This window comes from Nocardiopsis exhalans (genome assembly GCF_024134545.1).
In the GTDB taxonomy this organism is placed as follows: Bacteria; Actinomycetota; Actinomycetes; order Streptosporangiales; family Streptosporangiaceae; genus Nocardiopsis; species Nocardiopsis exhalans.
Map to the genome: position 1 here is coordinate 501,370 of NZ_CP099837.1, position 22,227 is coordinate 523,596.

Here is a 22,227-nt window from a genome sequence, read left to right on the forward strand (position 1 = left end):
TCCTCCCTTCTGTAGTATTCTTTTGCGGTCAGTTTGTCGTTCAGGAAGTTTTTGTCACTGATGGCCGTCTTGATATTGTCGCCAAGAAAGTCGGGGGGGATTGGCGAAGCGAGAGGGGTCCATCGTCCGGTGTTGGGATCCTTTGTGATTTTTGGAAGGGGTAGCTCTTCTGCGCCAACCCTGGTGTGAATGGAGTGGCGATGACCGTCTTTCTCCCGATAGTACTCTCTGAGTACATCCTTGTTGTTGGGATCGTTGATGAGATTTTCGAGGTCCCGAAAGAAGGCGTCCTGGTCACCGTTCCATCGGTGCGTCTTGAACTGGGCCAGGGTCTTCGGGCTGGGTGGCCTGTTGCTGTCGTCGGGCCCTCCTGCGTTCGAGGCGACCGGGCTGCCTCCGTCGCCGCCACCGTTGCCTGAGCTCCCCCTCCGTTGTTGCTTCCGCCTCCGGGGGTCTGCTGGTTCGAGTTGGAAGCCGAATCCTCGGAGGTGTTCCCTCTGCTGCTGCTCGTCTCGTTGTTGGACGTGGTGGAAGTGCCATCATCCGTTCCCCTGGCCTCAGCGAGGGGTGAAACGCTCTGATCATCGTCCGACCGGGTCTGTTGATCCGAGCTGTTCTCCGAACGCGAATCGATGGACTCATTGTCACCACGCCCGTTTGCGGCCTGACCGTCCCCGTCCTCGCGGGTTCGGTCTGCCCTGTCCCGATCCTGGTCGCTGTCCTGGCGCTCACGATCGGTTCGGGGGCCGTCTTCGGAGCGCTGGTCACCGTTCCGGGACGTGTCGTTCTCGCCCCCGTTGCGGGTGTCGCCCTGCTGGGCGGGGCTTTGGGGGGTTGGGTTCTGTTGAGAGGGGGACTGACTGGTTGGGCTCTGGTCCGGCGACGGTGTCGTGGGGGCGGTCGGGGTTGAGGGTGGCGGGGTACTGGGGGACACCGGGGAACCAGCAGAAGGAGCCTGGTTCGGTGAGGTCGGTGAGGTCGGTGAGGTCGGTGAGGTCGGTGAGGTCGGGCCTGAAGGTCCGTTGCTTTGGCTACTGAAGTCGAAGTCCAGGTCCCCGACGATGTCGTCAAAGCGCTCGTTCAGGGATGGGCCGCCAGGACCATTCGTAGCTCCCGGTGAGGGTCCTTCACCGAAACCGGATGCGTTCTGATCCCATACGGATTCCCCGTACTTGAGACTCTGATCACTGCCAGGTGTGCCATCCAGCCCAAAGATGCTGCGCACGCTACGGGCGATGCCGCCGACACCGAGGGTTGCCACGTTCACCGAGGTGACGCCAGCGGTAGTGCCCGGATTGGTGTTGCGGTGGGACCATCCGGTGAAGCCCTCGAATATGTCGCCCCAGGCAGTTCCGGCGTTGCTCTTGGCCTCTTCCTTATCCCAACCCCAGTAGTCCTCCCCTCCAGTGGGGCTCAACAGCCACCCGCCCGGGCCGTGCAGCCCCACCAGGGCCAGGGCTCCCTCGGCACCTTCCAACAAGAACTCGCCCTGGTTCTTCACCCTGATGATCGGGTTGAGTGTCCACCCGCTGTTCGGGCTCCAGTGACCGGTCGCGGCAACAGCTGTGACGCCGGTGCCCCAGATGATGTCCACAAAGAGGGTTTCCATGGAAGCGGTGCTGTAGTCCAGAGCCCAGTCGAGGGGCCACGGTCGGTCGCCGTTCTTGGCCCACTCCCAGCTGTCGACACCGCCGCGTTTGACGAGGCCCCAAAGGTCGGTGGGAAGCTGACCAGCGTCGCTGGCCAGGCCGTAGGGGATCTTTCCATTGGCTTCAGTGGCCTGGTCCGGCGGCGCGTACTCGGGCCCTCCACACACAGCTGCGATCGCGTTAGCACAATCGATCTCTGCCTGGTTGTAAGTAGACCAGGCCTGATTAACATTCCTTGCGATCTCGGAGTTCTTTAAAAGGGATTCGTGGTCAGCTTTGCCCACAGCCTGGAGAACCCACCACACGTCGCTGTCTGTGAACTGAGAAACGAACTCCCTGGCCTCGGTGCGCAGACTCGACAAGGTGCTCTTGGCGATGGTGACAGCCGCGGCGTAATCTTCCAAGGCGTCGGCGACCACCAGCAGGTCGCTTTCGACCTCCTCGCTCCATTCCACTGCCTTATCCATGGCAGCGAAGAGGGTCTCTTCCTCCGGGGCCTTGTAGTGAGCTGACAGAAGCAGCCAAGAGTTCCTTGCGTCTTCGGTATCGTTGTTGATCTGATTTCCGCCGGACCGAATGCGAACGGCCGCAGCGGAGATGTGGGTCTCATCAGCCAGAGGGTAGGGGATCTGTTCTGGTTTGATCAGGTCGAGCATAAGCTCGCTGACCCCATCCTGGGTTTTGGTTAAATTCCCGCCTCCAGGCATTACCCAGCCTCTTCCTCTAGTCCAAGGTTCTCGATGTTGCCCGCAGTTTTTTGAGACTCCAATGCCATCTCCTGGTCACCGTCGATGTAGAGTTGGGTCGCCTCGCCCGCAGCGGTCACACAGGACAGTCCATGCAGGAAAATATTGCTGGTCTGCGTCTGGACCTGATTCATGAAGCGCATCAGCTCAACTTCGACCAGTGCGCTCTTCGCCGTCATCAGTGCCCGATCCAGCTGATCATCGACCCGGCCAGCGCTTTCGGAGAGACCGCCGCCTTCCTCTCCAGCACCGAGATCGGTTTGGACATTGGTCAAGGCGATCGAGATCCCCACGGGATCGATATCCCAACTGCTCATGACTGATCCCTTTCAGGGCTGGCGCGAAACCGATGAGGATGGAACTCGGCCGGCTCCGCGGACTGTTCGTCGGAGAGGTTGGTCGCGGTGGCTTCGGTCATGCTCAGTTCGGCTGCACGGGCTTGGAGGGAACCAATAACGGCACGCGTTCTGGAGACAGCCCTGTTAACACGCTTTTCTCGTCCTAGCGAACCGCTGTATCCCGGAGAGGGTCTTGGTGTCTGCGGCGGCAGTCCATCCCGGTTTTCCACACTTTCCTCATCGCAGCTCTCCCCGCTGGAGAAAGGGGGGTTCTTTTCTCCAGCGGAGGGCCTAGTCGACTCGAACTTCATGTCTTCCTTTCCCGTTGGTGCAGAGACAGCCACATGCGAAACCATTGGGCATGGTGAGCGTGGTAAAGAACCTCAGAGGGCAGACTAACTGTGTGATGCATGAAGCGGTTGCTTGGTTTTCTCGTCTATTGAAGAAGCGTTCAGTGACGAGTCGCCGAAGCCAGGTGGGTTTCCTGTGCTCTGATCAGCTGATGCGCGCGGTTCTGGTCCCGTGTGTCTGTCACAACCGGGTACCAGGCCGCACTCTTGTCTTCATGGCCGACGAAGGTCGCCTTAATCGGACCGGCCCGTGCCTGGTCCACACCCATCCGTTCCAGCCGCTCAGGCCCCACGGCGATACCAACGGGGACAACCGTTCCCTGCCAGCGAGGTTCGTAAGTGAGGTCAGCGCGCCCCCGAAACCGGCTCACCCGAAATCCGTCCAGAAGCCCTTCCGCTGCCAGTTCTGACACCAGCTCGGGGAGTACCTCAAAGGGGACGTCCTCTTCGTCTTGGAAGCCGATGGCCATGGTCATCCGCTCGGTGACCCGCAGCCTGTCCCAGCGGTAACTGAGGCTGCCTCCGAACTGACGAGTCGCCTCCTGAGAGCCGCTGAAGTGAAGCAACAAGGGCTTGGGGCCCTGGTGCAGGACGGATAGGCGTATCAATTCGGGGTTCCAGGCGTACAGCGCGGGTTCGTGTGGACCCCACCCCGAGGGCGGGTGTCCCGTGAGGGTCTCGGCTACCGTGCGCGCAGCCCAGCCCAGCTTGGGGGCGGAGGCTTCGCGGTGTGTTACGGCCAGGTCCAGGAGCAGCTGTGTCCCCAGGGGATCGTCGTCCAGGAAGCCGGGAACCGCTTCGGGGGGTCCGTCCCCTTTGGCGGCCTTCACGTTGCCTTCGCCGTCCGTGGTCACCTGGAAAGGGGCAAAACCGTGCTCCTCGTGCCAGGTGAGCGGCAACCCGGTGACACCGTCGAAGTGTCCATCGCCATCGTCCTGAACCACCCACCGTCCCCTGGGGCCGGTCAGGAAGGTGCGCAGGCCATGGGTGAGCCGCGCTGAGGCAGGGGTGACCACCTGAACGATCCGGTTCTCGGCCTGGGTGGCAATCGAGTCGGTGATCCAGGAGGACAGCGGTACCACCCTGCGGTCCTGGGCGATCAGGAGCGCATGTTCCCTACGGCGTTCGAGCGCGGGGTGCCGGGTGCCCTCCTCCGGTCTGAACTCCTCCCACAGTCCGAAGTCTGCGTTTCCGGAGGTCCACACCTGCCCCCCGAGCCGCAGGGCAAGACTGTCAACCAATTGGTGTGCCGTGTGCCGCCCCGATTCGTCCGGGCGTGCGCGGACCTCGACCCACCAACACGGCAGGGTAAGTCCCGCCAGCATGTCGTCGCTGAGCAGCCGGACGATCTCGTCCGTGCTATCGACCACCTGTCCTGGCTCGATCGCGGCCAAGTGCACCCCATCGGCGTCAAGCACTTCCAGGACACCGCTGTGGTCGTGCTCGCGCAGCAGCAGGTTCGGATCGAGCCCGCTCAGCACCGTAGCGAATGCTTGTGTGTCGGGCTCGCTCGTCACCAGAGCGACGGCATCGTAGGTCACAGACATCTCCAGGGGGTTGGGGCGGCCGAACTGTCTGATACCAGAGAAAGTCGTTTTGTATCGGAAATGCTAGCTAAAAGGTGATCAAACTGTCACTCTGGGTTTCTGGCCAGATCAGGCCACCCAGGCACCGCGGAAGCGGACGCGGGTGGCTCCAAACGATCTGGTTCTCGGTGGGTTCGTAGCTTCAGGGCTGGTCGCGCAGGGCGGTCTGGATCAGGTGCGGCGTTCTGCCCCGGGGCATCCAGCGGCCTCGGCCCGGGGGCAGGGGTGAGGCGTACACGCGGGGAAAGATCTGGCCCTCGCCGCGGTCACCCGACATCAGGAGAGCGCTGCTTCCCACCTCGCGCATGGACTGGAGCAGGGGGTCGTACATGCCCCGGCTGGCCCCCGCCACGCGGCGGGCGATCACGATGTGCAGACCGATGTCGGGTCCGTTGGAGATGTACGGAACGAACGGGGACAGTGGTTTCTGGCCCGCCGTGGTGAGGACGTCGTAGTCGTCGGCGATCACGACGACACGCGGCCCGGAGAACGAGCCGGGCTCGGTGGAGTCGGCGTCGCCGTCCTGGGGCATGCGGTTCTCCAGTTCGCTGGCCACGCCCTTGGCGAGTCCGCTGCACACCTTCGCGTTGGTGGCGTAGCCGCCCACGTAGTCCTTGGGGACGAGGTCGCGCAGGCTGCGCCGCGGGTCCATGATCGCGAACACGATCTCCCCGGGGGCGTAGCGTTCCACGAGGCCTTCGGCGATCATCCGCAGCAGGTTGGTCTTGCCGGACTCGCCGTCGCCCAGGATCAGCAGGTTGTGGTCCTTCTCCGGCAGGTCCAGCTCGACCGGTCGGAGCGCGCGCTCGTCCAGGCCGATCGGCACGGTCCTGGGCGTCTCCTCCTTGCCCGGGAGGGTGCGCACCGACAACAGGTGGGGCAGGACCCGCACCTCGGGTGCGCGGGGGCCCTTCCACGACCGGTCGATCGCGCGCACGGCCTGCTCGACCGCTTCACCGATGTCGTCGGCGTCGGCCACCCCGTCGAACCGGGGCAGGGCGGTTTGCGCGAACAGCTTCGAGCTGGTCAGGGCGCGCCCGAAGGCGCCCTCCTTGATGGTCTCGGCGAGTTTGCGCTCGATGGAGGAGTCCGTCGGGCTGTTGAGGTGCAGTTCCACCTTCTGGCCGAAGTTCGACTGTGCGGCCATCCGGACGTCGTTCCAGCGGAGCATGGCGCCCACGACGTGGATGCCGTACCCGCCGCCGCGCTGCAGCAGTTCGTTGACGATCGTCTCGACGTCCTCGAAGTCCTTGCGCAGGGCGCCGTAGCCGTCCACGCACAGGACGATGTCGGCGCTGGCCAGCTCGGGGACCTCGCCGCGGGCGTGGCGGCGTCGGAGCTGTTCGATGGAGTCGATGCCGCGTTCGCGGAACACCTCCTCGCGGTGTTCGAGCATCCCGCGGATCTCCTCCATGGTGCGCCGGACGCGTTCGAGGTCGGTGCGTACCGCCACCCCGCCCACGTGCGGGAGCCCGGAGAGCGCCTGGAGTCCGCCGCCGAGCATGTCCAGGCAGTACACGGACACCTGCTCGGGGGTGTGGGTGAGCGCCAGGGACATCACCAGGGTGCGCATGAGGGTGGTCTTACCGCTCTGCGGACCGCCGATGACGGCGACGTGCCCGCCGGAGGCGGTCAGGTCCAGCAGCCACTCGCCCTGCCACTGCCGGGTGGCGTCGTCCAGGATCCCGATCGGGACGTGCAGCGCGGGGCGCTCCCCGGGCAGGCTCAGCCCGTGCTCGGTCTCCTCGGGAGCGCCCGCGACCGCGTCCAGGGTGGTGGCGTCGGGCAGCGGCGGCAGCCAGACCGCCCGGGTGGGCTCGCCGTGGCGGCCGAGCTGGTTGACCAGCACGTCCAGCAGGGTCGGGCCGGTGGTCCGGGAAGGCATGTTGGAGCCCTCGTCGGGCTTGGGCTTCTCTTCTTCTTCCGGAGGCGGGTTGTAGGCGGTGTACAGCCGGGGCGAGGGGGTCTGGCCCTCGTCCTCCTCCTCTTCCTCGACCACCGGGCCGCGGTAGGCGCCTGACACGTACCCGGCCTTGAACCGCTGGTAGACGGTGGTGTCCACCTTCAGGTAGCCGAATCCGGGCAGGGAGGGCAGGTGGAAGGCGTCCGGGGTGTTGAGGACGGTCCGGCTCTCCTCCTCGGAAAAGGTGCGCAGACCCAGCCGGTACGACAGGTAGGTGTCCAGGCCGCGCAGTTTGCCGCCCTCGATGCGCTGACTGGACAGCAGCAGGTGCACGCCGATGCTGCGCCCGATGCGGCCGATGGACAGGAACAGCTCGATGAAGTCGGGCCGGGCGGTGAGGAGCTCGCCGAACTCGTCGATGATGACCAGCAGGTGCGGCATCGGGGGCAGACCCGGGTCCTTCTCCCGTTTGTGCGTGTAGTCGCCGATGTTGGGGACGTTGCCCGCGTCGCGCAGCATCTGCTGGCGGCGCTGCACCTCGCCGGACAGGCTCGCGTGGACGCGCTCGATGAGGGCGGCGTCGTCCTCCAGGTTGGTGATCATCCCGGCCACGTGCGGCATGTCCTCGAACGGGGCGAAGGTCGCGCCGCCCTTGTAGTCGACCAGCACCATGCTGACCCGCTCGGGCGAGTGGGAGGCGGCCAGGGCCAGCACCAGGGTCCGGAGCATCTCGCTCTTGCCTGAGCCGGTGGCGCCCACGCACAGGCCGTGCGGTCCCATACCCAGCTGGGCGGACTCCTTCAGGTCCAGCACGAGCGGCTGACCCATCTCGTCCACACCGATCGGCACCCGCAGGAAAGCGCGCTCGCTGCGCGGGGCCCACAGCCGCTGGACGTCCATGTTCCCGGGGTCGCGTACGCCCATCATCGCGGGAAAGTCGACGCGCCCGCCCTCCTGGGCGGTCTCCTCGATGGACTCGGGGGACAGCCGCAGCGGGGCGAGCATCCGGGCCAGGCCGGTGAGGGTGGCGGGGGAGACGTCGTCCAGGGTCCCGGAGGTGATCACGGGGTCGGTGGGCCGCAGGTCCTCGACCACGACCTCGTCGCCCTTGACGGTGACGCGGAGGTCGACGTCGCTGGGCTCGTCGATCTGCCTGGAGACCAGGTGCAGCACGGTGACGCCGAGGGCGGCGGGGGCGACGGTGTGGTCGGGGCGGACCAGCTCGGTGGCGACCTCGCCGTGGGTGTCGTGGATGACGAGCAGGCGGCGCAGCATCTGGTAGGCCTCGCGGCGGCCCATGCCGCGGCGGACCTCGGAGGCGAAGTCGCTGCGGGAGCGGAGTTCGTCGGAGAGCAGTACACCGAGATCGCGGGGGGTGGGGGCGATCAGCCGGGCCGCGACGCCCGCCTCGCGGCGCTGGGGGTCCAGGACCTGGGGGAACCAGAGCAGCCAGGACCAGTCGTCGGCGTTCTCCTCGGGGTAGGCCACGGCGAGCCCGGCGTCCTCGGGGGCGTGGAACACCCCGAACTGGGCGATGAGGGCGCGCACCAGGCGCATGGCGTCCTCGCGTTCGCCGACCACGCTGATGTTGCCGGTCATGTCCAGCGGCAGGGTGAACGGCATGTCCGGGATGTTCTCGAAGCGCCGGATCACGGTCTCGGCCTCGGACTGCATGAACGGGTCGGTGGGGGTGAGGGCGGTGCCCTGTTCAGCGAGGTGGAGGGGACGCCCCGGGGCCATGCCGGTGCCGACGCGGACCCGGAGGAAGTCGGTGTGCCTGCGGCGGCGCTCCCAGAGGCGCCTGGGGTCGCGCAGGACGTCGTAGAGGGCTTCGGGCGGGGGGTCGATGAGGCGCGCGTGCGCGCGGGTTCCGTGTTCCCAGCCGCTGAGGGTCTCGCGCAGCTCCTCCAGGTACTGGAGGTAGAGCTCGCGCTGGTTGCGCCGCTGCCGGCCGACCTGGCCGCGCCGGGAGAACAGCATGAGCACGGCGCCGAGCAGCGCCACACAGAGCATGACCGCGCCCAGGGCCATGAAGGCCGGGTTGCGCATGACCATCATGATCGACAGCGACGCCATCATGCCCACCAGCGGCAGGACGGTCATCAGCGGGTTTCCCTGCGACTTCCCGTCGGGGAGGGTGGGCGGGGCCTCCACCTCCCGCGGCTCCTGTTCGGGGGCCGGGTGTGTGGTGCGTGTCGGCCGGTGTACGACCCGGAGGGCCATCGGCGTTCCTCTCGATTCAGGGGAAGCAGGGGGAACACAAGGTCGGTCAGGAGCGACAGAAACCCTACCGAAGCAGCCTTCGGTGACGTTTCCGGCATCTCGTGTGGTGGGTGGTCCGGTGGGCCGCCCGTCGGGCTGGTTCGCCTGTGCCCCGGGGTCATGGATGGGAGTGGTGGAGCCCCGGCTTCGGGCGGCGGTTCAACCAGACTGTTATGTGATTTAGGCAACACACTGCGTGGCTCTCATGTGCCCGGGGATGAGTGATGCCTTGGTTTCAAAACGTGTTCGCGCAGGTCGGTGCCGCTTTTATGTGTTCGTGGTGGTGCTCGTACGCTTTCGATTCATGAGGGGACGGGCCTGTGTTCCCGTCGGACCTCTGTGGTGGATTATGAGAACCGAGACTGCCCAGGGCGCGTCTTCCTGGGGGTCACACCGCCCCGTGACGAGTCCGTGACGGGGTCGTGGAGGGCGTGTCAGATTCCAGAGGAAAGGGTGTAGTGATGTCCGGACAGCGTATTGACGTCAACTTTGACTCAGCCAACGATCTGATCATGACCACCGAGCAGGCCTTTCAGGAGCTCGGTACGCAGGTCGAAAAGCTCATGACCGCGGCGGAGCCGATGAAGAAATCCTTCTCCGGTTCCTCCGAACAGGAATTCACCAAACTCCAGGAGCGGGCCACCGCGGTCGCGGACGAGCTCAACCGCGGTCTCTTCCGGATGAACGAGGGGCAGGGTGAGTTCGCCAAGGTGATCTTGGCCGGTGACACGGAAATGGCTGACGAGGCTCGGTCCCAGATGAGCGCGGCCAACTTCGACGCTGCCAAGTTCCGCTAGCGCCCGGATCCGAACGACTCCGGTGCCTAATGTCCGGTCTGAGAGTCCAGGCAGAGGTCATCTCTGAGTTCCCCCAAACAGACCACCCCCGAAGGAGTAGTGCGATGAGTTCAGAAGTAGTCTACGATGCTGCGCTTTCCCAAGAGGTGCAGGCCACCCTTTTTCAGGTCTCCAGTGACGTTGAGTCCCTCATCGCCCAGCGCGGTGTGGATGTCACCGCAGCCATGCAGAATATCAATGCCGGTGAGGCTACCGATACTTACTCGGAAAAGGAATTGGACTGGGCCAGGGCTGCAGAAGAGGTCAGGGGGATCATCAAGAGCGTCGAGAAAACGCTCGTGGAATACGACTCAATCGCGAATAAAACCCTGGCCGACGCGAGCGACGTCGTGCACAATATCTGATCCGCGTTCGGTTGGAAAAGGGAGAATTGACGAGGGGCACCGATGGGCCGCGACTACGATAACCAACTGCTCGAATCCGTCGCGGTCCGTCGGCAGCGCCTGCGTGAAGCGGTGCTGTTCGGCGGAAAGCGCACCAAGCGCCGCTTGGACGAGAACCTCGGCAAGATCACGATCAGCGCCTGCCTGGCCGCGGTCGCCTGCGCCGGGACGGTCGGCTGGTCCTTCGTCAGCAACACCATCAGCAACCAACGCCTGGAACGTGAGCAGGCCGCGACGGGGCCGGTGGAGAACGCCATCCCGCCGACCCCCGGGGACTGGGTCGGCGAAGAGGTCGGGTTCACCATGCTGGTCGACGAGCTGGAGCGGGCCGACGTGCCCGAGGACCTCTACGTCCTGCCCGGTGAACCCCGCCCCGACCCAGGCACCGTCAGCAGCTACTACCTCGTCACCCGGGACGAGGAGGGCTATCTGTCCCTGTTCGTCATGGACTTCGACCAGGGGCGCCCCGTCATGGACTTCTACGGTGAGGACGAGGCCGCACGCTGGCTCTTCCGGGAACTGGCCACCACCGAGGACGAACCGCGCACGCTCAGCTCGGCGGACGAAGGCGCCGCGGAGGAGGCCTCGGCGGAGCTCATCGAGGAGGTCCACGGTGGCCTGGAGCAGCGTAACGCCGAGTCCTACCTGCACACTCTCGTGCCTGGGGACACCCTGGACGCCTTCGGCCCCGAGAGCGGCAGGTACCTCTTCCCCGACGGAGTGCCCTTCGCCGAACGCGGCCTGCCGGACTACGTACGCACCGGCGCCGAGGACGAGGACCTCTACCACCGCTACCGTGTCGTACACCCGTTCCAGGTGACCGCCACCACCGCTCCCGCGGAGGGCGACAACCCCGGCGGCGGGATCCGTTTCACCCTCGACACCGCCGGGTTCGCCGAAGTACCGCCAGCGCCCACCCTGCGCTGGTTGATCGGTCAGGGATACGTCGAGCGCGTCTCGGTCGACACCATCCCCGACTGACCCGTACACCTTTCGACCAACCAGCGCCCACGACCGCCCCATGCCCCCGGTGCCGCACCCGCCCCGGGAGGGAGACCACGGTGCACCGCGCAGCCGCGCAGATTGGAAGATCATGACCGCTTGGAGCCGTGTCACGCTCGTCGGCGAGGAGCGCAGGGTTGACGCGGTACTCCCCGCGGACGAGCCGGTGGGCGCTCTCATGCCGGAGGTCCTGGACCTGCTCGGCGACCAACCCGAGAATCCGGCCCGGCTACGTCACCTGGTGACGGCCTCCGGCACGGTCCTGGCGGGGGAGAGCACCCTGGAGGAGCGCCAGGTCCAGGACGGCGCCGTGCTGCGACTGGTCAGGGACGAGGATCCGGTTCCCGCGCCCGTGGTACACGAAGTGCCCGAAGCGGTGTCACAGGCGTTGGACGAGCACTGGGGGCGGTGGACCCCGGAATCAGCACGGTGGAGCGCCACGTTCGCGCTGGTCGCCCTCGCCCTGGGAACGGCCTGGCTGATCCACGGCCACACGTCCGCGACCACCGGACTGGCCGTGATCGGGGTGATCGCCGGTGCGCTCGTGACAGTCGGGGCCGTGGTGGGCCCGACCTGGCGCGAGCCCCTGGGCACCGCGTTGTCGATCAGCGGCGCGGCGGTCGGAGTTTTCGCGCTCTGGTTGGGCAGTGATCACTTCGGCTGGCCGGAGTGGGTTCTGTGGGGCGGGATCGCCGGGCTGCTCTCCGGTTTGGTGCTGCTTCTCGGCCTCACCTCCGGGCTGGGCCTGGGCGGCCTGGCCGGCGGCGGGGTCGGCCTGGCCATGACAGCGGTGTGGAGCACCTGCCGGGCCCTGGGCCTGTCCACCGACCTCGTCGCCGTGGTCATGGCGGTGGCCTGCGTGGTCGCCCTGAGCCTGCTGCTGCGGGTGGCCCTGATGATCTCCGGTCTCGCGGTCCTGGACGACCGGCGTACCGTGGGCGAACCCGTCACCCGGGCCGACGTCCTCACCTCCGTGGCCCGCGCCCACCGAAGCCTGGTCATCGCCACCCTGGCGGTCGCCGTGGTGGCCGCGGTCGCGGGGCTGGGACTGGTCACGAACTTCACCCCCTGGACGGGCGGGCTGGCCGTGGTGCTCACCGTCGTCGTGGCGAGCCGGTCCCGGCTGTTCCCGCTGGTCGCGCAGAAGGCGGCGCTCATCGCCGCGAGCCTGGTGACACTGATCGCCTTCCTCGTCGCCCTGGCGGATGCCCAGACGTGGGGGGTGTGGGCCGCACTGGGTGTCGCCGCCGCGGCGTCGGCCATCCCCGCGGTGGTGCTCTCCCTCGAACAGCCCGAACACGTACGTGCCCGCCTGCGCGGTGTCACCAGCAGGTTCGAAGTGATCGCCGTGGTCGTGATGGTGCCGCTGGCAGTGGGCGCCTTCGGAACCTTCCAGCGACTGCTCGCGACCTTCTGAGGGGAGACGGATGATGAGTCCCACGAAGACGGTCCACGGTGACCCCTGGCCGCGCCGGTTCGGCCGGGCTGTTCTGGCCCCCTTCCGGCCGATGTCGGAGGTCGTCGACACCATCGAGGTGAGCCGGAGGGTCCAGCGTGCCACCACCACCGGCCGCCGGATCGTCGTGGACGACCTCGGCACCGGCGCGGACACCGCTGTCGTGACCGCCCTGGTCGCCCGGGTCCTGGCCCACCACCGCCACGACCGGGTGCTGGCCGTGGACGCCACCGGTCGGCTCCCGTCCCTGGGCGCCCGGCTGGACTCCCCCGTGGGGCAGGCCCTGGGAGAAGGTGCGCAGACGGGCAGTTTCGAACTCGCCCGGGAGAGCCTCGGCGAGGCGGCCCCGGGACTGTGGACGGTTGAGGCCGCGCAGGACGACGAGGCCGCCCACGCTTCCGGGCTGCTGCCGATCTCCCGCTTCTTCGGGGTGACCCTCGTGGCGGGCGGTTCCGGCGGGGGGTTCGTCGACGCCGTCGCGGAGACCGCGCACGCACGTATCCGTGTGGTCCGCGCGACCCGTGAGGCGGCGCTCCAAACGGGTCGTGCCATCGACGAGCTCCTCCGAGACGGCCGCCGGAGTGAGGTGGAGCGCAGCGTGATCGTCGTCTTCGACCAGGAACGCCGGGAGGACCCGGGCTTCGACACCGCGCGCATCACCCGGATCCTCGCCGAGAGCGGAGCCAGGACGGTGCTCCTGCCCCACGACCGGCACCTGGCCCAGGGGACGGCCGTGGACACCCGCCGCATCGCCGACGTCACCCGCCGGGTTGCGCTCCAGATCGCGGCCGAGACCGTCAACCGGGCAGTGGACGTGCGCCCGCAGCACCCGGGACCGCAAGCGAGAGGTGAAGGGACATGAACCGACCCGACCAGCGACCCACCACCCCCGAGAACGACCGCCCGGGCCCCCGCCCCCAACCGGGACAGCCGGGCCAGCCGCCACAGCCACCCTCGGGCCCACAACCTGCCCAGACACACCCGGACTCGCAGCCACCGCCGAACCACGCCCCCGGCCTGATACACCCCGCGGGTCAGAACCCCGACCAGGTTTCTCCGGAGCGGCGGTCGCCGACCGCCCCCCAGCCTCCCTCGGGGCCCCAACGTCCACCGAACTTCGTTTCCGGGCCGCAGCGTCCGCCTGCGCCGCCGAACCCCGCCCCCGGGCCACCGGCGCGACCCCGTCCCACCTCCGGGGCACGGGAGCCTCAGGCTCCTTCGGGTCCGCAGGCCGCGCCCGGGTTCCAGACTTCCTCTGGTCCGCAGGCCGCTCCGGGGCCGCAGCCCCCTTCGGGCCCGCAGACCGCGCCCGGGTTCCAGACCCCCTCAGGACCACAGCCCGCACCGGGGCCGCAGCCTTTCCGGGTGCCTGAGGGGTCGCCCTACCCGCCCAACCTCAACTCCGGTCCGCGGCCTTCCCCCGCACCCCCGGCCCCGCCCGCCCGGCCGAATCCGCCGCGAAGCCAGCCGCGGGGGGCGATCGTCGAGGCCTTCCTCGCCGGTGCGCCGATGCCCTCGCCCGCTCCGCAGGGATCGCCCGTGCGGAGGGGACAACCCAACCCCGAAGAGCCCAACCACCGCGCTCCGCGGGCACCACAGCCGCAGCCTCGCTCCGCCCAGCCTCCGCCGCACGACGCGCCGACGTCCGCCCCGGCTCCGGCCCAGGCTTCCGAGGCTCCGGCCCAGGCTCCGCCGGGTGGCCCGGTGCGGCGTCCGCAGAGGCCTGTGCCACCCCGTCCGGCGCCGTCGTTCATGCCTGCGCCTCAACACAACACGGGCCCCAGGCCTGCTGAGGCCCGCCCCGGCGGCCTGCGGCCGGGAGGTCCTCCGGTCACGGTGCCGCACCGTCAGCCGAAGCCCGCCCCGGTCGCCGAGCCTGCTCCTGATCCCGTTCCCGAGCCCGCGCAGCCGCCTGCTTCCGTCACTGAGTCCGTGCCCGCACCGCCGCCGACCCCGGCCGCTGAGCCCGCTCCCGAGCCGGCACAGCCGTTGGTGCGGTCACCCAGCCCGAAGCTCGCACCCGAGCCCGCTCCCGAACCTGTTGCCGATCCCGTTCCCGAACCCGCTGAGCAGCGATCGGCGGCCGCGCTCTCGCCCCCGTCGGCCTCTGCCGGGCCCGCATCGGGGATCGAGGCCTGGACCGGGGTGAGTGTCGCCTCGCACCAGCCGGTGCCGGGAGGATTCGAGGAGCGGATCGCCGGGGTCAGGGCGGTTCCCGGGTCATTGTTGGGCAGGGCGCTGTTCCGGGCCAGTCTCGGACGTCTCAAGGTCGGGTGACCTTCCCACCCCATCGTCCGCTGACATGACGAAGGCGCGCCCACCTCCCCTGTGTGAGCGCGCCTCCGGGCGCCGCGCTAGGCGGCGCCTGCCCGTCCGACGGTCCCGTGGGCCGCCCTCTCGTCGGGGGCCAGAGAGCCCGAGGACCCCCGTCGGACGGGCCGCCGACCGCTGCGCGCTCCGTCCCCTCTGGCGGGCGCGGCGGTCGGCTGGCCGCCGGGACCGGGCCCTCCCCCCTCAAGGAGGGCCGCACGGTCCGCGGCGGCGTCAGTGGGTCATTCGTCCTTTCGCGACCGGGACAGCCCGTCGAGCAGGGCGGACGCCTCCCGGTGGGTGCCGGGCAGCGGGACCGACCACACGGCCGCCCCGTGCTCCCATCCGATCCCCTTGCGGAGCTCGTCGATCTGGGCTTCGAGAGCGGGCCCGTCCTGGCTGACCACCGCGATCCGGCCCCTGCTGACCAGGCACACGGACTCGCCCCGGGTGAAGAAGCGGCTCAGTTCGTGTCCGAGCACGATCAGCCGTGCGGCGCGCCGCCAGGGGTCGAGTGCCGGGTCCAGCGCCACCACCACGAGCTGGTGGCCGAACGCAGCCGGGACCGTGTCGTCCGCGCCGCGGTAGAGCTCGCTGATCCGGGTGCGCAGGTACGCCTCACCGGCAAGTCCGGTGAGCGGGTCCTGGCAGGTGTTCCGGTCCCGTCCTCCTTCGACCCAGCCCTCGGCCAGGGCGCGGACGAGCGGGAGCGGCACCTGGTCCCAGCCCACGACCCGGCCGAAGGAGTCGAGGTCGTCCAGGGCCCGGCCGATCTCCACCCCGGAGCGGGCCCGGGCCTCGCCGAGCTGGGCGCAGGCCCCGGACAGGTCCCGTCCGGCGGCGTACGCCTCGCAGACGGCGTCCACGGAGGGCGTCCACCAGTCCTCGCCCGGATCCCAACCCTCTTGCCTACTCCGGCGCCCCCACGGCGCACGTAGTCCCCGGGCGCGGTGAACCACACGGTCCCGCGCTCCGGCACCCACATCGGTCTCGCCCATGGCATAGCTCCCGGTCGTCGTTTGGCCAGGTGAACGGAGGTGGGCCCGCGCCCCCGCGGTGGGCCCCTCCGTTCGCCTTCATCTCAATCACGGAGATCGGTAGCGGCTATGACGCGGATACGGGATATTTTTTCGAGCAGGTGATTCTTTGACACCGCACCCCCGCATCCAGCACCTTCCGGTTCCGGCTCGCGGCGGGGGCCGCCGGACCACTAGGGAAAGGGCGCTGGGTGACCGACGCCGAAGGTGAGCACACAGACACACTCGTCGGTGACGCGGAGATCATCGAGCGGGTGAAGGCCGGCGACAACGCCGCCTACGGAACCCTCTACGAACGCCATGCCGCCGCCGCCCGCGGCCTGGCCCGCCAGCTGCTGCGCGGTGAGGCCGAGGTCGAGGACGCGGTCGCCGAGGCGTTCACCAAGGTGCTCAGCGTCATCCAGCGCGGCGGCGGCCCCAGCGACGCCTTCCGCCCCTACCTGCTGACCGCGGTCCGCAACGCCGCCTACGACCGGGGCCGGGGGGAGAAACGCCAGGTCGTCACGGACGACATGGAGAGCTACGACTCCGGCGAACCCTTCGTCGACCCGGCGCTGGAGGGCCTCGAACGCTCGCTGATCGCCCGCGCCTTCCTCTCGCTGCCCGAGCGCTGGCAGTCCGTGCTCTGGCACACGGAGATCGAGGGGGCCAAGCCCTCCGAGGCCGCGAGCATCCTCGGAATGAACGCCAACGGCGTGGCCGCCCTGGCCTACCGGGCGCGCGAGGGCCTGCGCCAGGCCTACCTCCAGATGCACCTGGAGGGCGGCGGCGCGGCGGAGGCCTGCCGACCCACGCTCGGCCTGCTCGGCGCCTACGTCCGCGGCGGTCTGTCCAAGCGCGACACCACCAAGGTCGACCGGCACATGGACGACTGCGCGGACTGCCGCGAGGTGTACGCGGAGCTGATGGACGTCAACGTCGGGCTGCGCGGGATCGTCCTTCCGCTGGTGGTCGGCTTCGGTGCCACGGGCTACCTCGCCGCGACCCCGGGCGGGGCCGCGACCGGCGCCTGGTGGAACCGGATGTCCCGCCGCCAGCAGCAGACCACGGCCGGGGCCGTGGCTGCCGCGGGCCTGGCTGTCGCGGTCGCGCTCGCCCTGGTCGGCGGGGAGGGCGCACCGCCGACCGACCCTCCGCCTGTGGCAGCACCCCAGGACCAGCCGCCCGCGGGGGACCCGCCCGCCGCCGGTGACCCTCCGGCCGATCCGCCCGGGCAGGACCCGGCGGACCCGGACGCCCCGGCGCCCCAACCCGTGCCCGGGGCGCCCGCGGACATCCCGGCGGCCTCGATCCCGAGCCCGTCGTCCCCGGCCGCGCCCCCGGCGGCGCCGGACCCGCCTGACCCGGACGCCCCCGAGGCCCCCCAAGCCCCACAGCCTCCACAGCCCCCCGAGCCCCCCGAGCCCCCCGAGGCGCCCGAGGAACCCCAGCCGGTGTTCGCGGCGGGCATCGACCCGGTCGGGGCGCTGATCCCGGGCAACGACGGGATCATGGTCCTGGACGTGCTCAACCTGGGGGCGGCCACCCTCGGGGACGTGGTCGCGGCCATCACCCTGCCGCCCGGGGTGGAGATGATCTCCTCCGGCGGCGCGGGCAACGCCGTCCCGATGGCGGTCGGCCACGGCGACTGGGGCTGCTCGGCGGGCAGCGGCGGCGGCGAGTGCGTGCGCACCGGTATGGAGGAAGGGGAGAACAGCACCCAGTTCTTCGACGTCCGGGTGTCGTCCGACGCCGACGTGAACGTGCCCGCCAGCGTGGTGATCTCCTCGGGCGAGGTGAGTTACCAGGCGGTCGGTGAGCGGGGGGTGACCCCGGAGGGCATCGCCGCCCGATACGCCACAGCGGGCCAGGTGCGTACGGAGGCCGTGGGTAACGCCCTGCTGACCTGCACCGAACCGGATCCGCCCCAGGGCGGTTGGCCCTGGCCCTGGTGGGGCTGGCCGGGCGGCTCGGGGGACTCTGGGGATGCGGGGGACCCGGGCGGCCAGGGGGACCTGCTGGACGAGCGCCCGATGGCACCGCCCGGGCCCGAGTCCCCAGAGGAGCACGACGCCGACCTGCGCCGGGCCCCCGTCGACACCGGTGCCTCCGGTGCCGGAGTGGGTGACGGGGTCGGTGATCCCCTTGGTGAGGATGGGCTTCTCGGTGGCTCCGGGGGCGGATCCGACAACGATTCCCCGGGCGGTTCCCCGGGCAGCTCCGAGGGCGGTTCCGAAGGCGGAACGTCGGAGGGCACCGAAGAGGGCGGCTCCGAGGGCGGTGCCGGGGCGGGCGGCGGCGGATCCGGGGACACACCCGGGACCGGAACCCCCGACGACCCCTCCGCCATCCCCGAGGACGGATACGGCGAGGAAGAGGAAGAGGAGAAGTCCGGGCCGTGCGCCGACGCGCGTGAGCGGGTCGGCGACAAGCTCGACAACGACAACTGGGTGATGGCCCCCCTCGACCGCGACTGGGACCCCACGACCACCTCTTCCAGCTCTGCCACCTGGGAACTCCCCGCCGGGGGTTCGGTGCGCTGGGCCGGGCTCTACTTCTCCGCGGCGGGCGAACCCGGTGCGCCCACCGCCCGGGTCAAGGGCCCGGGCATGGCCGCCTACACGACCGTCACGGCCACCGACACGCGGGTCGCCGAGCTCCCGGGCTACCCCGCCTACCAGGCGTTCGCCGACGTCACCGAGCTGGTCCGCGCAGGCGGCGGCGGTGAGTGGTGGGTCAGCGACATCCCCGCCAGGGAGGGCCGGGGTGTCCACGCGGGCTGGAGCCTGGTCGTGGTGCTGGAGGACCCGGCGATCGAGGGCTACCACCAGGCGATGGTGCTGGACGAGACCACCGCGGTCTTCCAGAACGAGACCGGGGCGCGGTTCCCGGTGTCCGGGCTGCTGCCGGAGTCGGTTCCGGCCCGGTTCCACGTGGTGGCCTGGGAGGGCGACGCCGACCTGGGCGGTGACCGGGTGCTGGTGTCCGGGGACCCGGTCGCGCCCTCGGGAGGACACGGCAGTGTCGACAACGCCTTCGTGAGCTCCGCGCGCGGCGCGGTGGGGGACCCGATGACTTTCGGGACTGACGTGGTCCGATTCGACGCGGTACTCGGCCGGGAAACGGATATCCGAATCCCGTCCGGTCAGGACGCGGTTCTGGTGGGGGTTGTCGCCCTCACGGCCCCGATGCGCGCCTGAAGTCCGTTACCGGGGTGGCCTTCGCGGGTCTGGTGAGACGACCGGAAAACCGCTGCCCATTCCAGAAAATCGGCTGTGTGTAGCAAGTTCATAACTGTCAGTGTTTGCCGATGACACGCAAAACGAGACAGACTTGGCTAGGCTGTGCCCCGGTCATGGATATGGCCCCAGAGATCGACAGGGAAGGGGGCGGTGTCACGTGGACCGCTGCGCGTTGTTCGTCGACGCGGGATACCTTCTCGCCGACGGCGCGATGGCCGTACACGGAACCCGTAACCGGGACTCCGTCGCCTGGGACTACTCCGGCCTCGTCCAGTTCCTCAACGAGGTGGCACGGGACCGGACGGGGCTGCCGCTGCTGCGCTGCTACTGGTACGAGGCGGTCGCCGACGACAGGCGCGCCCAGGAGCAGGACAGCATCGCCGACATCCCCGGCATCAAGTTCCGAGCCGCCCGGATACGTCCGGGCCGCCGCGAGGGCGTGGAGAGCTACGTCCAGCGCGACCTCACCACCCTGGCCCGTACCGGCGTCCTGTGCGACGCGGTGCTGGTCAGCGGGGACGAGGACATGGCGTCCGTGGTCGCCGACGTCCAGGACATGGGTGTGCGCGTCACGGTCGTCCACATCTCGGTGGAGGGCAACTGGACCATCTCCCGCGCGCTGCGCCGGGAGTGCGACGACCTCATCGAGATCGGCGCCGGGCACCTGCGCCCGCACGTCAGCCTGCTCTCCGGCGGTGGCTCCACCCAGGAGACGGCCGCCAAGACGACCACCCCCTTCAACAACGGCCGCGCCCGCTCGGCGCCCGAGACGCCGCGCCAGCCCGCGGCGGCGGCCGCCAACACCGGCCGGGTCGAGCCGGTCAACACCTCCACCGGCGGCCTCGAGGCGATGTTCGCCGGAACCGGCGGTCAGCCCGTGCCCCAGGGCAGCGCCATGGAGCAGCTGCGTGCGATGCGCCGTTCGATAGCGCAACAGCGCGGCGTCGACCACCTGGCCGGACCGGGGGCGGAGAACGCCTCCTCCGGTGCGATCGACGTGAACGGCTTCCCCTCCGGCGGGCAGGTCCCGCCCGGTGTGAACGGCAACGGGTCCTACCCCGGTGCCTCCGGGGCCAACGGGGCGCACTCCGCCCCGAGCACGCCGAACGGACACAGCGCTAACGGACACGGCGCCAACGGACACGGTCCCGGCGGTCAGGGCGGCTACCCGGCCTCGGGAACCGGGGGACACCAGTCCATGCGCGGGGTCGACCCGGGCGGCTACGGGATCCCCGGAAGACCGGTGCCGCCACAGGCGCAGGGCCAGGGGCAGCCGCAGGGCCCGCCCATGACCGGCGCCCAGTCGTCCTTCAGCGGGACGGGGCCCCAGGCCTCCTTCGCCGGTACGGGGCCCCAGCGGGCCTTCGACGCCGGAACCGGGCCGCAGGCCTCGTTCGCCGACAGCCAGCAGGGCCCGCCGCAGAGAAACACGCCACCCCCCCAGCAGGATCTGAGGTTCGGAGCCGGCGAGGATCCGGGCTTCGGAGGTGGGGCGGACGCAAACCCTACCTATGGGACCAGTACGGAAACTGACGCCGCACGCCGCGGTGGCGCCGCACCCCGTTTCGGGGGAAGGCGACCTACTGGTCCCGAGTTCGACAGCCGATTCGGCCCCGCTGGATACCAGGAACCCAGTCCCAGTCCTGGATATGGCCAGCAGACGGGCTCCGCCGCGAATACCGTTGATGACGCGGTGCATGTCGCGCACAAAGAAGGGAACGACTTCGCGGAGTCGATCGCACGTGAGGCGCCCGCCCTGTGGGTCGAGGCCGTGCTGGCACGGAGACCCCGGATGCCCTCCGACCTGGAGGCGCGCCTGCTTCAGGGTTCCTCACTCCCGATCGACCACCTGTTGCGCGACGAGGTCCGTGACGGACTACGTCAGGGGTTCTGGCAGGCGTTGGAGCGTGCCAGGCCCTGATCGGCGCGCGCGAGTGCGAGTAGGGGATGGGGGCGATGCGGTTGACCCGCGTGACGACGGCAGAACTCGACCGGTTGGAATTCCACGCCGTCCGGTCGGGTGAGCACAGTCGGATCGCCGCCCAGCTGCTGGATCTGGCCAACCGGGTCGATGCCGGGAGCGAGGTCACCCGGGCGGAGCTGTTCGTCCGCGCCGGGGAGCAGTGGGAGATCGCGCAGGAGTTCGAGCGTGCCTGCGCCGCCTACCAGCGGGCCATGGACGACGGCGGCCCGACGGTGGTGGACGCGCACGCCCTGAGCGCCGGGGCGCTGCTCCAGCTCGACGAGCGCGAACTGGCCTACGAGCACCTGAAACGGTTGGAGAGCGCGGACCGGTCCGGGCTCTCCACCTTCATCCACGTCGCCGAGGCCCTCTACGCCCACGACGACCTGGAGGGCGCGGAGCGCTGGGCCACCCTGGGCGCTCGGGACGCCGAGGGCCAGAAGTCGTCCGCCTACGCCCGGGACCTGTTCCTGGAGCTGCTGCGGATCCGGTTCCGCATCCGGACCGATCTCGGCCTGCCCGAGGACGACCTGGATCTGCGTCTCGATCAGGAGTGAGCTTTCTGACGCACCCGGCCCGATACCCGGCCGGGTGCGTTCCGCCCAGGCACGGCGCAGATGTGGGGGGCGGGCGTCCGCTTCCGGCCTCCCGGCGGCCGAGTCGCGCTGCCGGGCCGACCGGGTACGCCAGGTTCCCCGCCTCCGCCCGGCCCCGCGTAGGCCCTTCCCGGCGCTCTCACACGTCCCTGTGACGATCCTGTGGGAGTGGGTCGGACACGTCTGCCCCTCGAACGTTCTAGGCTGTGTTCGGCCCTCTCCGAAAGCCTGAGAACTCACCGCTCCGCGCCCTGGAATCGGGCGCCGGTGAGGCGCTCATACCACGCTCCACGCGTGTGTTCGACACTCGTCGATGAATCCGAGAAATCAGCGACACGCCATCATCTTGGGGTGTTCCAAGGCAGCCGCCCCTAGATGTAGTATCGGGTCCCGTTGGTGGTTCACCGGGGTTCCCGCCCTGGTGAAGCAGGCGGGAACGACGACCGCCACGCCCGCCGAGGTCCGATCGATCTCGGGAGCGGAGGTCGAGTAGGTCACCCGCGGGTCCCCAGGGCCCGCCATCAGCAACGCAGACGAGGGGGCTTCGAGGGGAGCCGCCGCGACCCAC

At 69.3% G+C, this 22,227-nt stretch carries 14 protein-coding genes; 8 read left to right on the plus strand and 6 right to left on the minus strand.

The features are described from left to right. Positions 1 to 40 precede the first annotated feature (40 nt). From NE857_RS02245 to eccCa, 4 genes are all read right to left on the minus strand, one after another. Positions 41 to 2,305 (minus strand): hypothetical protein, encoded by a 2,265-nt coding sequence (locus NE857_RS02245; protein WP_254419566.1) that lies wholly within the window; start codon positions 2,303 to 2,305, stop codon positions 41 to 43. Between the two features lie 50 nt (positions 2,306 to 2,355). After that, positions 2,356 to 2,712: a DUF6507 family protein gene (locus NE857_RS02250; RefSeq protein WP_254419567.1), complete on the minus strand. Its 357-nt coding sequence runs from the start codon at positions 2,710 to 2,712 to the stop codon at positions 2,356 to 2,358. A 472-nt stretch (positions 2,713 to 3,184) separates the two neighbouring features. Continuing rightward, on the minus strand, positions 3,185 to 4,624 hold the full coding sequence (locus NE857_RS02255) for a DUF6177 family protein (protein WP_254419568.1): 1,440 nt from the start codon (positions 4,622 to 4,624) through the stop codon (positions 3,185 to 3,187). A 187-nt stretch (positions 4,625 to 4,811) separates the two neighbouring features. After that, entirely contained in the window at positions 4,812 to 8,795 is a 3,984-nt protein-coding gene (gene eccCa / locus NE857_RS02260) for a type VII secretion protein EccCa (RefSeq protein ID WP_254419569.1), read from the minus strand. Between the two features lie 500 nt (positions 8,796 to 9,295). Here eccCa and NE857_RS02265 point away from each other — a divergent pair, with 500 nt between their 5' ends. The 5 genes from NE857_RS02265 (at position 9,296) to NE857_RS02285 (ending at position 13,394) form a co-directional block, all read left to right on the plus strand. Beyond that, positions 9,296 to 9,631 carry a hypothetical protein gene (locus tag NE857_RS02265; protein ID WP_254419570.1) on the plus strand — a complete coding sequence of 112 codons (336 nt, stop codon included), beginning with the start codon at positions 9,296 to 9,298 and terminating at the stop codon, positions 9,629 to 9,631. Between the two features lie 104 nt (positions 9,632 to 9,735). Further along, on the plus strand, positions 9,736 to 10,035 hold the full coding sequence (locus NE857_RS02270) for a hypothetical protein (protein WP_254419571.1): 300 nt from the start codon (positions 9,736 to 9,738) through the stop codon (positions 10,033 to 10,035). Positions 10,036 to 10,077: 42 nt separating this feature from the next. Continuing rightward, the gene (locus tag NE857_RS02275; protein ID WP_254419572.1) at positions 10,078 to 11,055 is read left to right on the plus strand and encodes a TNT domain-containing protein; all 978 of its coding nucleotides are present in this window, start codon (positions 10,078 to 10,080) and stop codon (positions 11,053 to 11,055) included. A 112-nt stretch (positions 11,056 to 11,167) separates the two neighbouring features. Further along, on the plus strand, positions 11,168 to 12,493 hold the full coding sequence (eccD, locus tag NE857_RS02280) for a type VII secretion integral membrane protein EccD (protein ID WP_254419573.1): 1,326 nt from the start codon (positions 11,168 to 11,170) through the stop codon (positions 12,491 to 12,493). A gap of 10 nt (positions 12,494 to 12,503) precedes the next feature. After that, entirely contained in the window at positions 12,504 to 13,394 is an 891-nt protein-coding gene (locus NE857_RS02285; RefSeq protein ID WP_254419574.1) for an ATPase, read from the plus strand. Positions 13,395 to 14,379: 985 nt separating this feature from the next. Here NE857_RS02285 and NE857_RS02290 read toward each other — a convergent pair. Both NE857_RS02290 and NE857_RS02295 read right to left on the minus strand, forming a co-directional pair. Further along, the gene (locus NE857_RS02290) at positions 14,380 to 14,799 is read right to left on the minus strand and encodes a hypothetical protein (protein ID WP_254419575.1); all 420 of its coding nucleotides are present in this window, start codon (positions 14,797 to 14,799) and stop codon (positions 14,380 to 14,382) included. A gap of 285 nt (positions 14,800 to 15,084) precedes the next feature. Then, positions 15,085 to 15,840 carry a hypothetical protein gene (locus NE857_RS02295; protein WP_254419576.1) on the minus strand — a complete coding sequence of 252 codons (756 nt, stop codon included), beginning with the start codon at positions 15,838 to 15,840 and terminating at the stop codon, positions 15,085 to 15,087. A 230-nt stretch (positions 15,841 to 16,070) separates the two neighbouring features. Here NE857_RS02295 and NE857_RS34175 point away from each other — a divergent pair, with 230 nt between their 5' ends. The 3 genes from NE857_RS34175 to NE857_RS02315 all read left to right on the plus strand — a co-directional run bounded on the left by NE857_RS34175 (position 16,071) and on the right by NE857_RS02315 (position 21,620). After that, the gene (locus NE857_RS34175) at positions 16,071 to 19,058 is read left to right on the plus strand and encodes a sigma-70 family RNA polymerase sigma factor (protein ID WP_301184296.1); all 2,988 of its coding nucleotides are present in this window, start codon (positions 16,071 to 16,073) and stop codon (positions 19,056 to 19,058) included. Between the two features lie 199 nt (positions 19,059 to 19,257). After that, positions 19,258 to 21,021 carry an NYN domain-containing protein gene (locus tag NE857_RS02310; protein ID WP_254419577.1) on the plus strand — a complete coding sequence of 588 codons (1,764 nt, stop codon included), beginning with the start codon at positions 19,258 to 19,260 and terminating at the stop codon, positions 21,019 to 21,021. Between the two features lie 26 nt (positions 21,022 to 21,047). Beyond that, positions 21,048 to 21,620, plus strand: coding sequence for a hypothetical protein (locus NE857_RS02315; RefSeq protein ID WP_254419578.1), 573 nt, complete (start codon positions 21,048 to 21,050; stop codon positions 21,618 to 21,620). Positions 21,621 to 22,227 lie beyond the last annotated feature (607 nt).

Coding starts and splice junctions, on each gene's coding strand:
- eccCa (WP_254419569.1), bottom strand. CDS start 8,795: ATGGCCCTCCGGGTCGTACACCGGCCGACACGCACCACACACCCGGCC.
- NE857_RS02250 (WP_254419567.1), bottom strand. CDS start 2,712: ATGAGCAGTTGGGATATCGATCCCGTGGGGATCTCGATCGCCTTGACC.
- NE857_RS02245 (WP_254419566.1), bottom strand. CDS start 2,305: ATGCTCGACCTGATCAAACCAGAACAGATCCCCTACCCTCTGGCTGAT.
- NE857_RS02275 (WP_254419572.1), top strand. CDS start 10,078: ATGGGCCGCGACTACGATAACCAACTGCTCGAATCCGTCGCGGTCCGT.
- NE857_RS02315 (WP_254419578.1), top strand. CDS start 21,048: ATGGGGGCGATGCGGTTGACCCGCGTGACGACGGCAGAACTCGACCGG.
- eccD (WP_254419573.1), top strand. CDS start 11,168: ATGACCGCTTGGAGCCGTGTCACGCTCGTCGGCGAGGAGCGCAGGGTT.
- NE857_RS02270 (WP_254419571.1), top strand. CDS start 9,736: ATGAGTTCAGAAGTAGTCTACGATGCTGCGCTTTCCCAAGAGGTGCAG.
- NE857_RS02265 (WP_254419570.1), top strand. CDS start 9,296: ATGTCCGGACAGCGTATTGACGTCAACTTTGACTCAGCCAACGATCTG.
- NE857_RS02285 (WP_254419574.1), top strand. CDS start 12,504: ATGATGAGTCCCACGAAGACGGTCCACGGTGACCCCTGGCCGCGCCGG.
- NE857_RS02295 (WP_254419576.1), bottom strand. CDS start 15,840: ATGGGCGAGACCGATGTGGGTGCCGGAGCGCGGGACCGTGTGGTTCAC.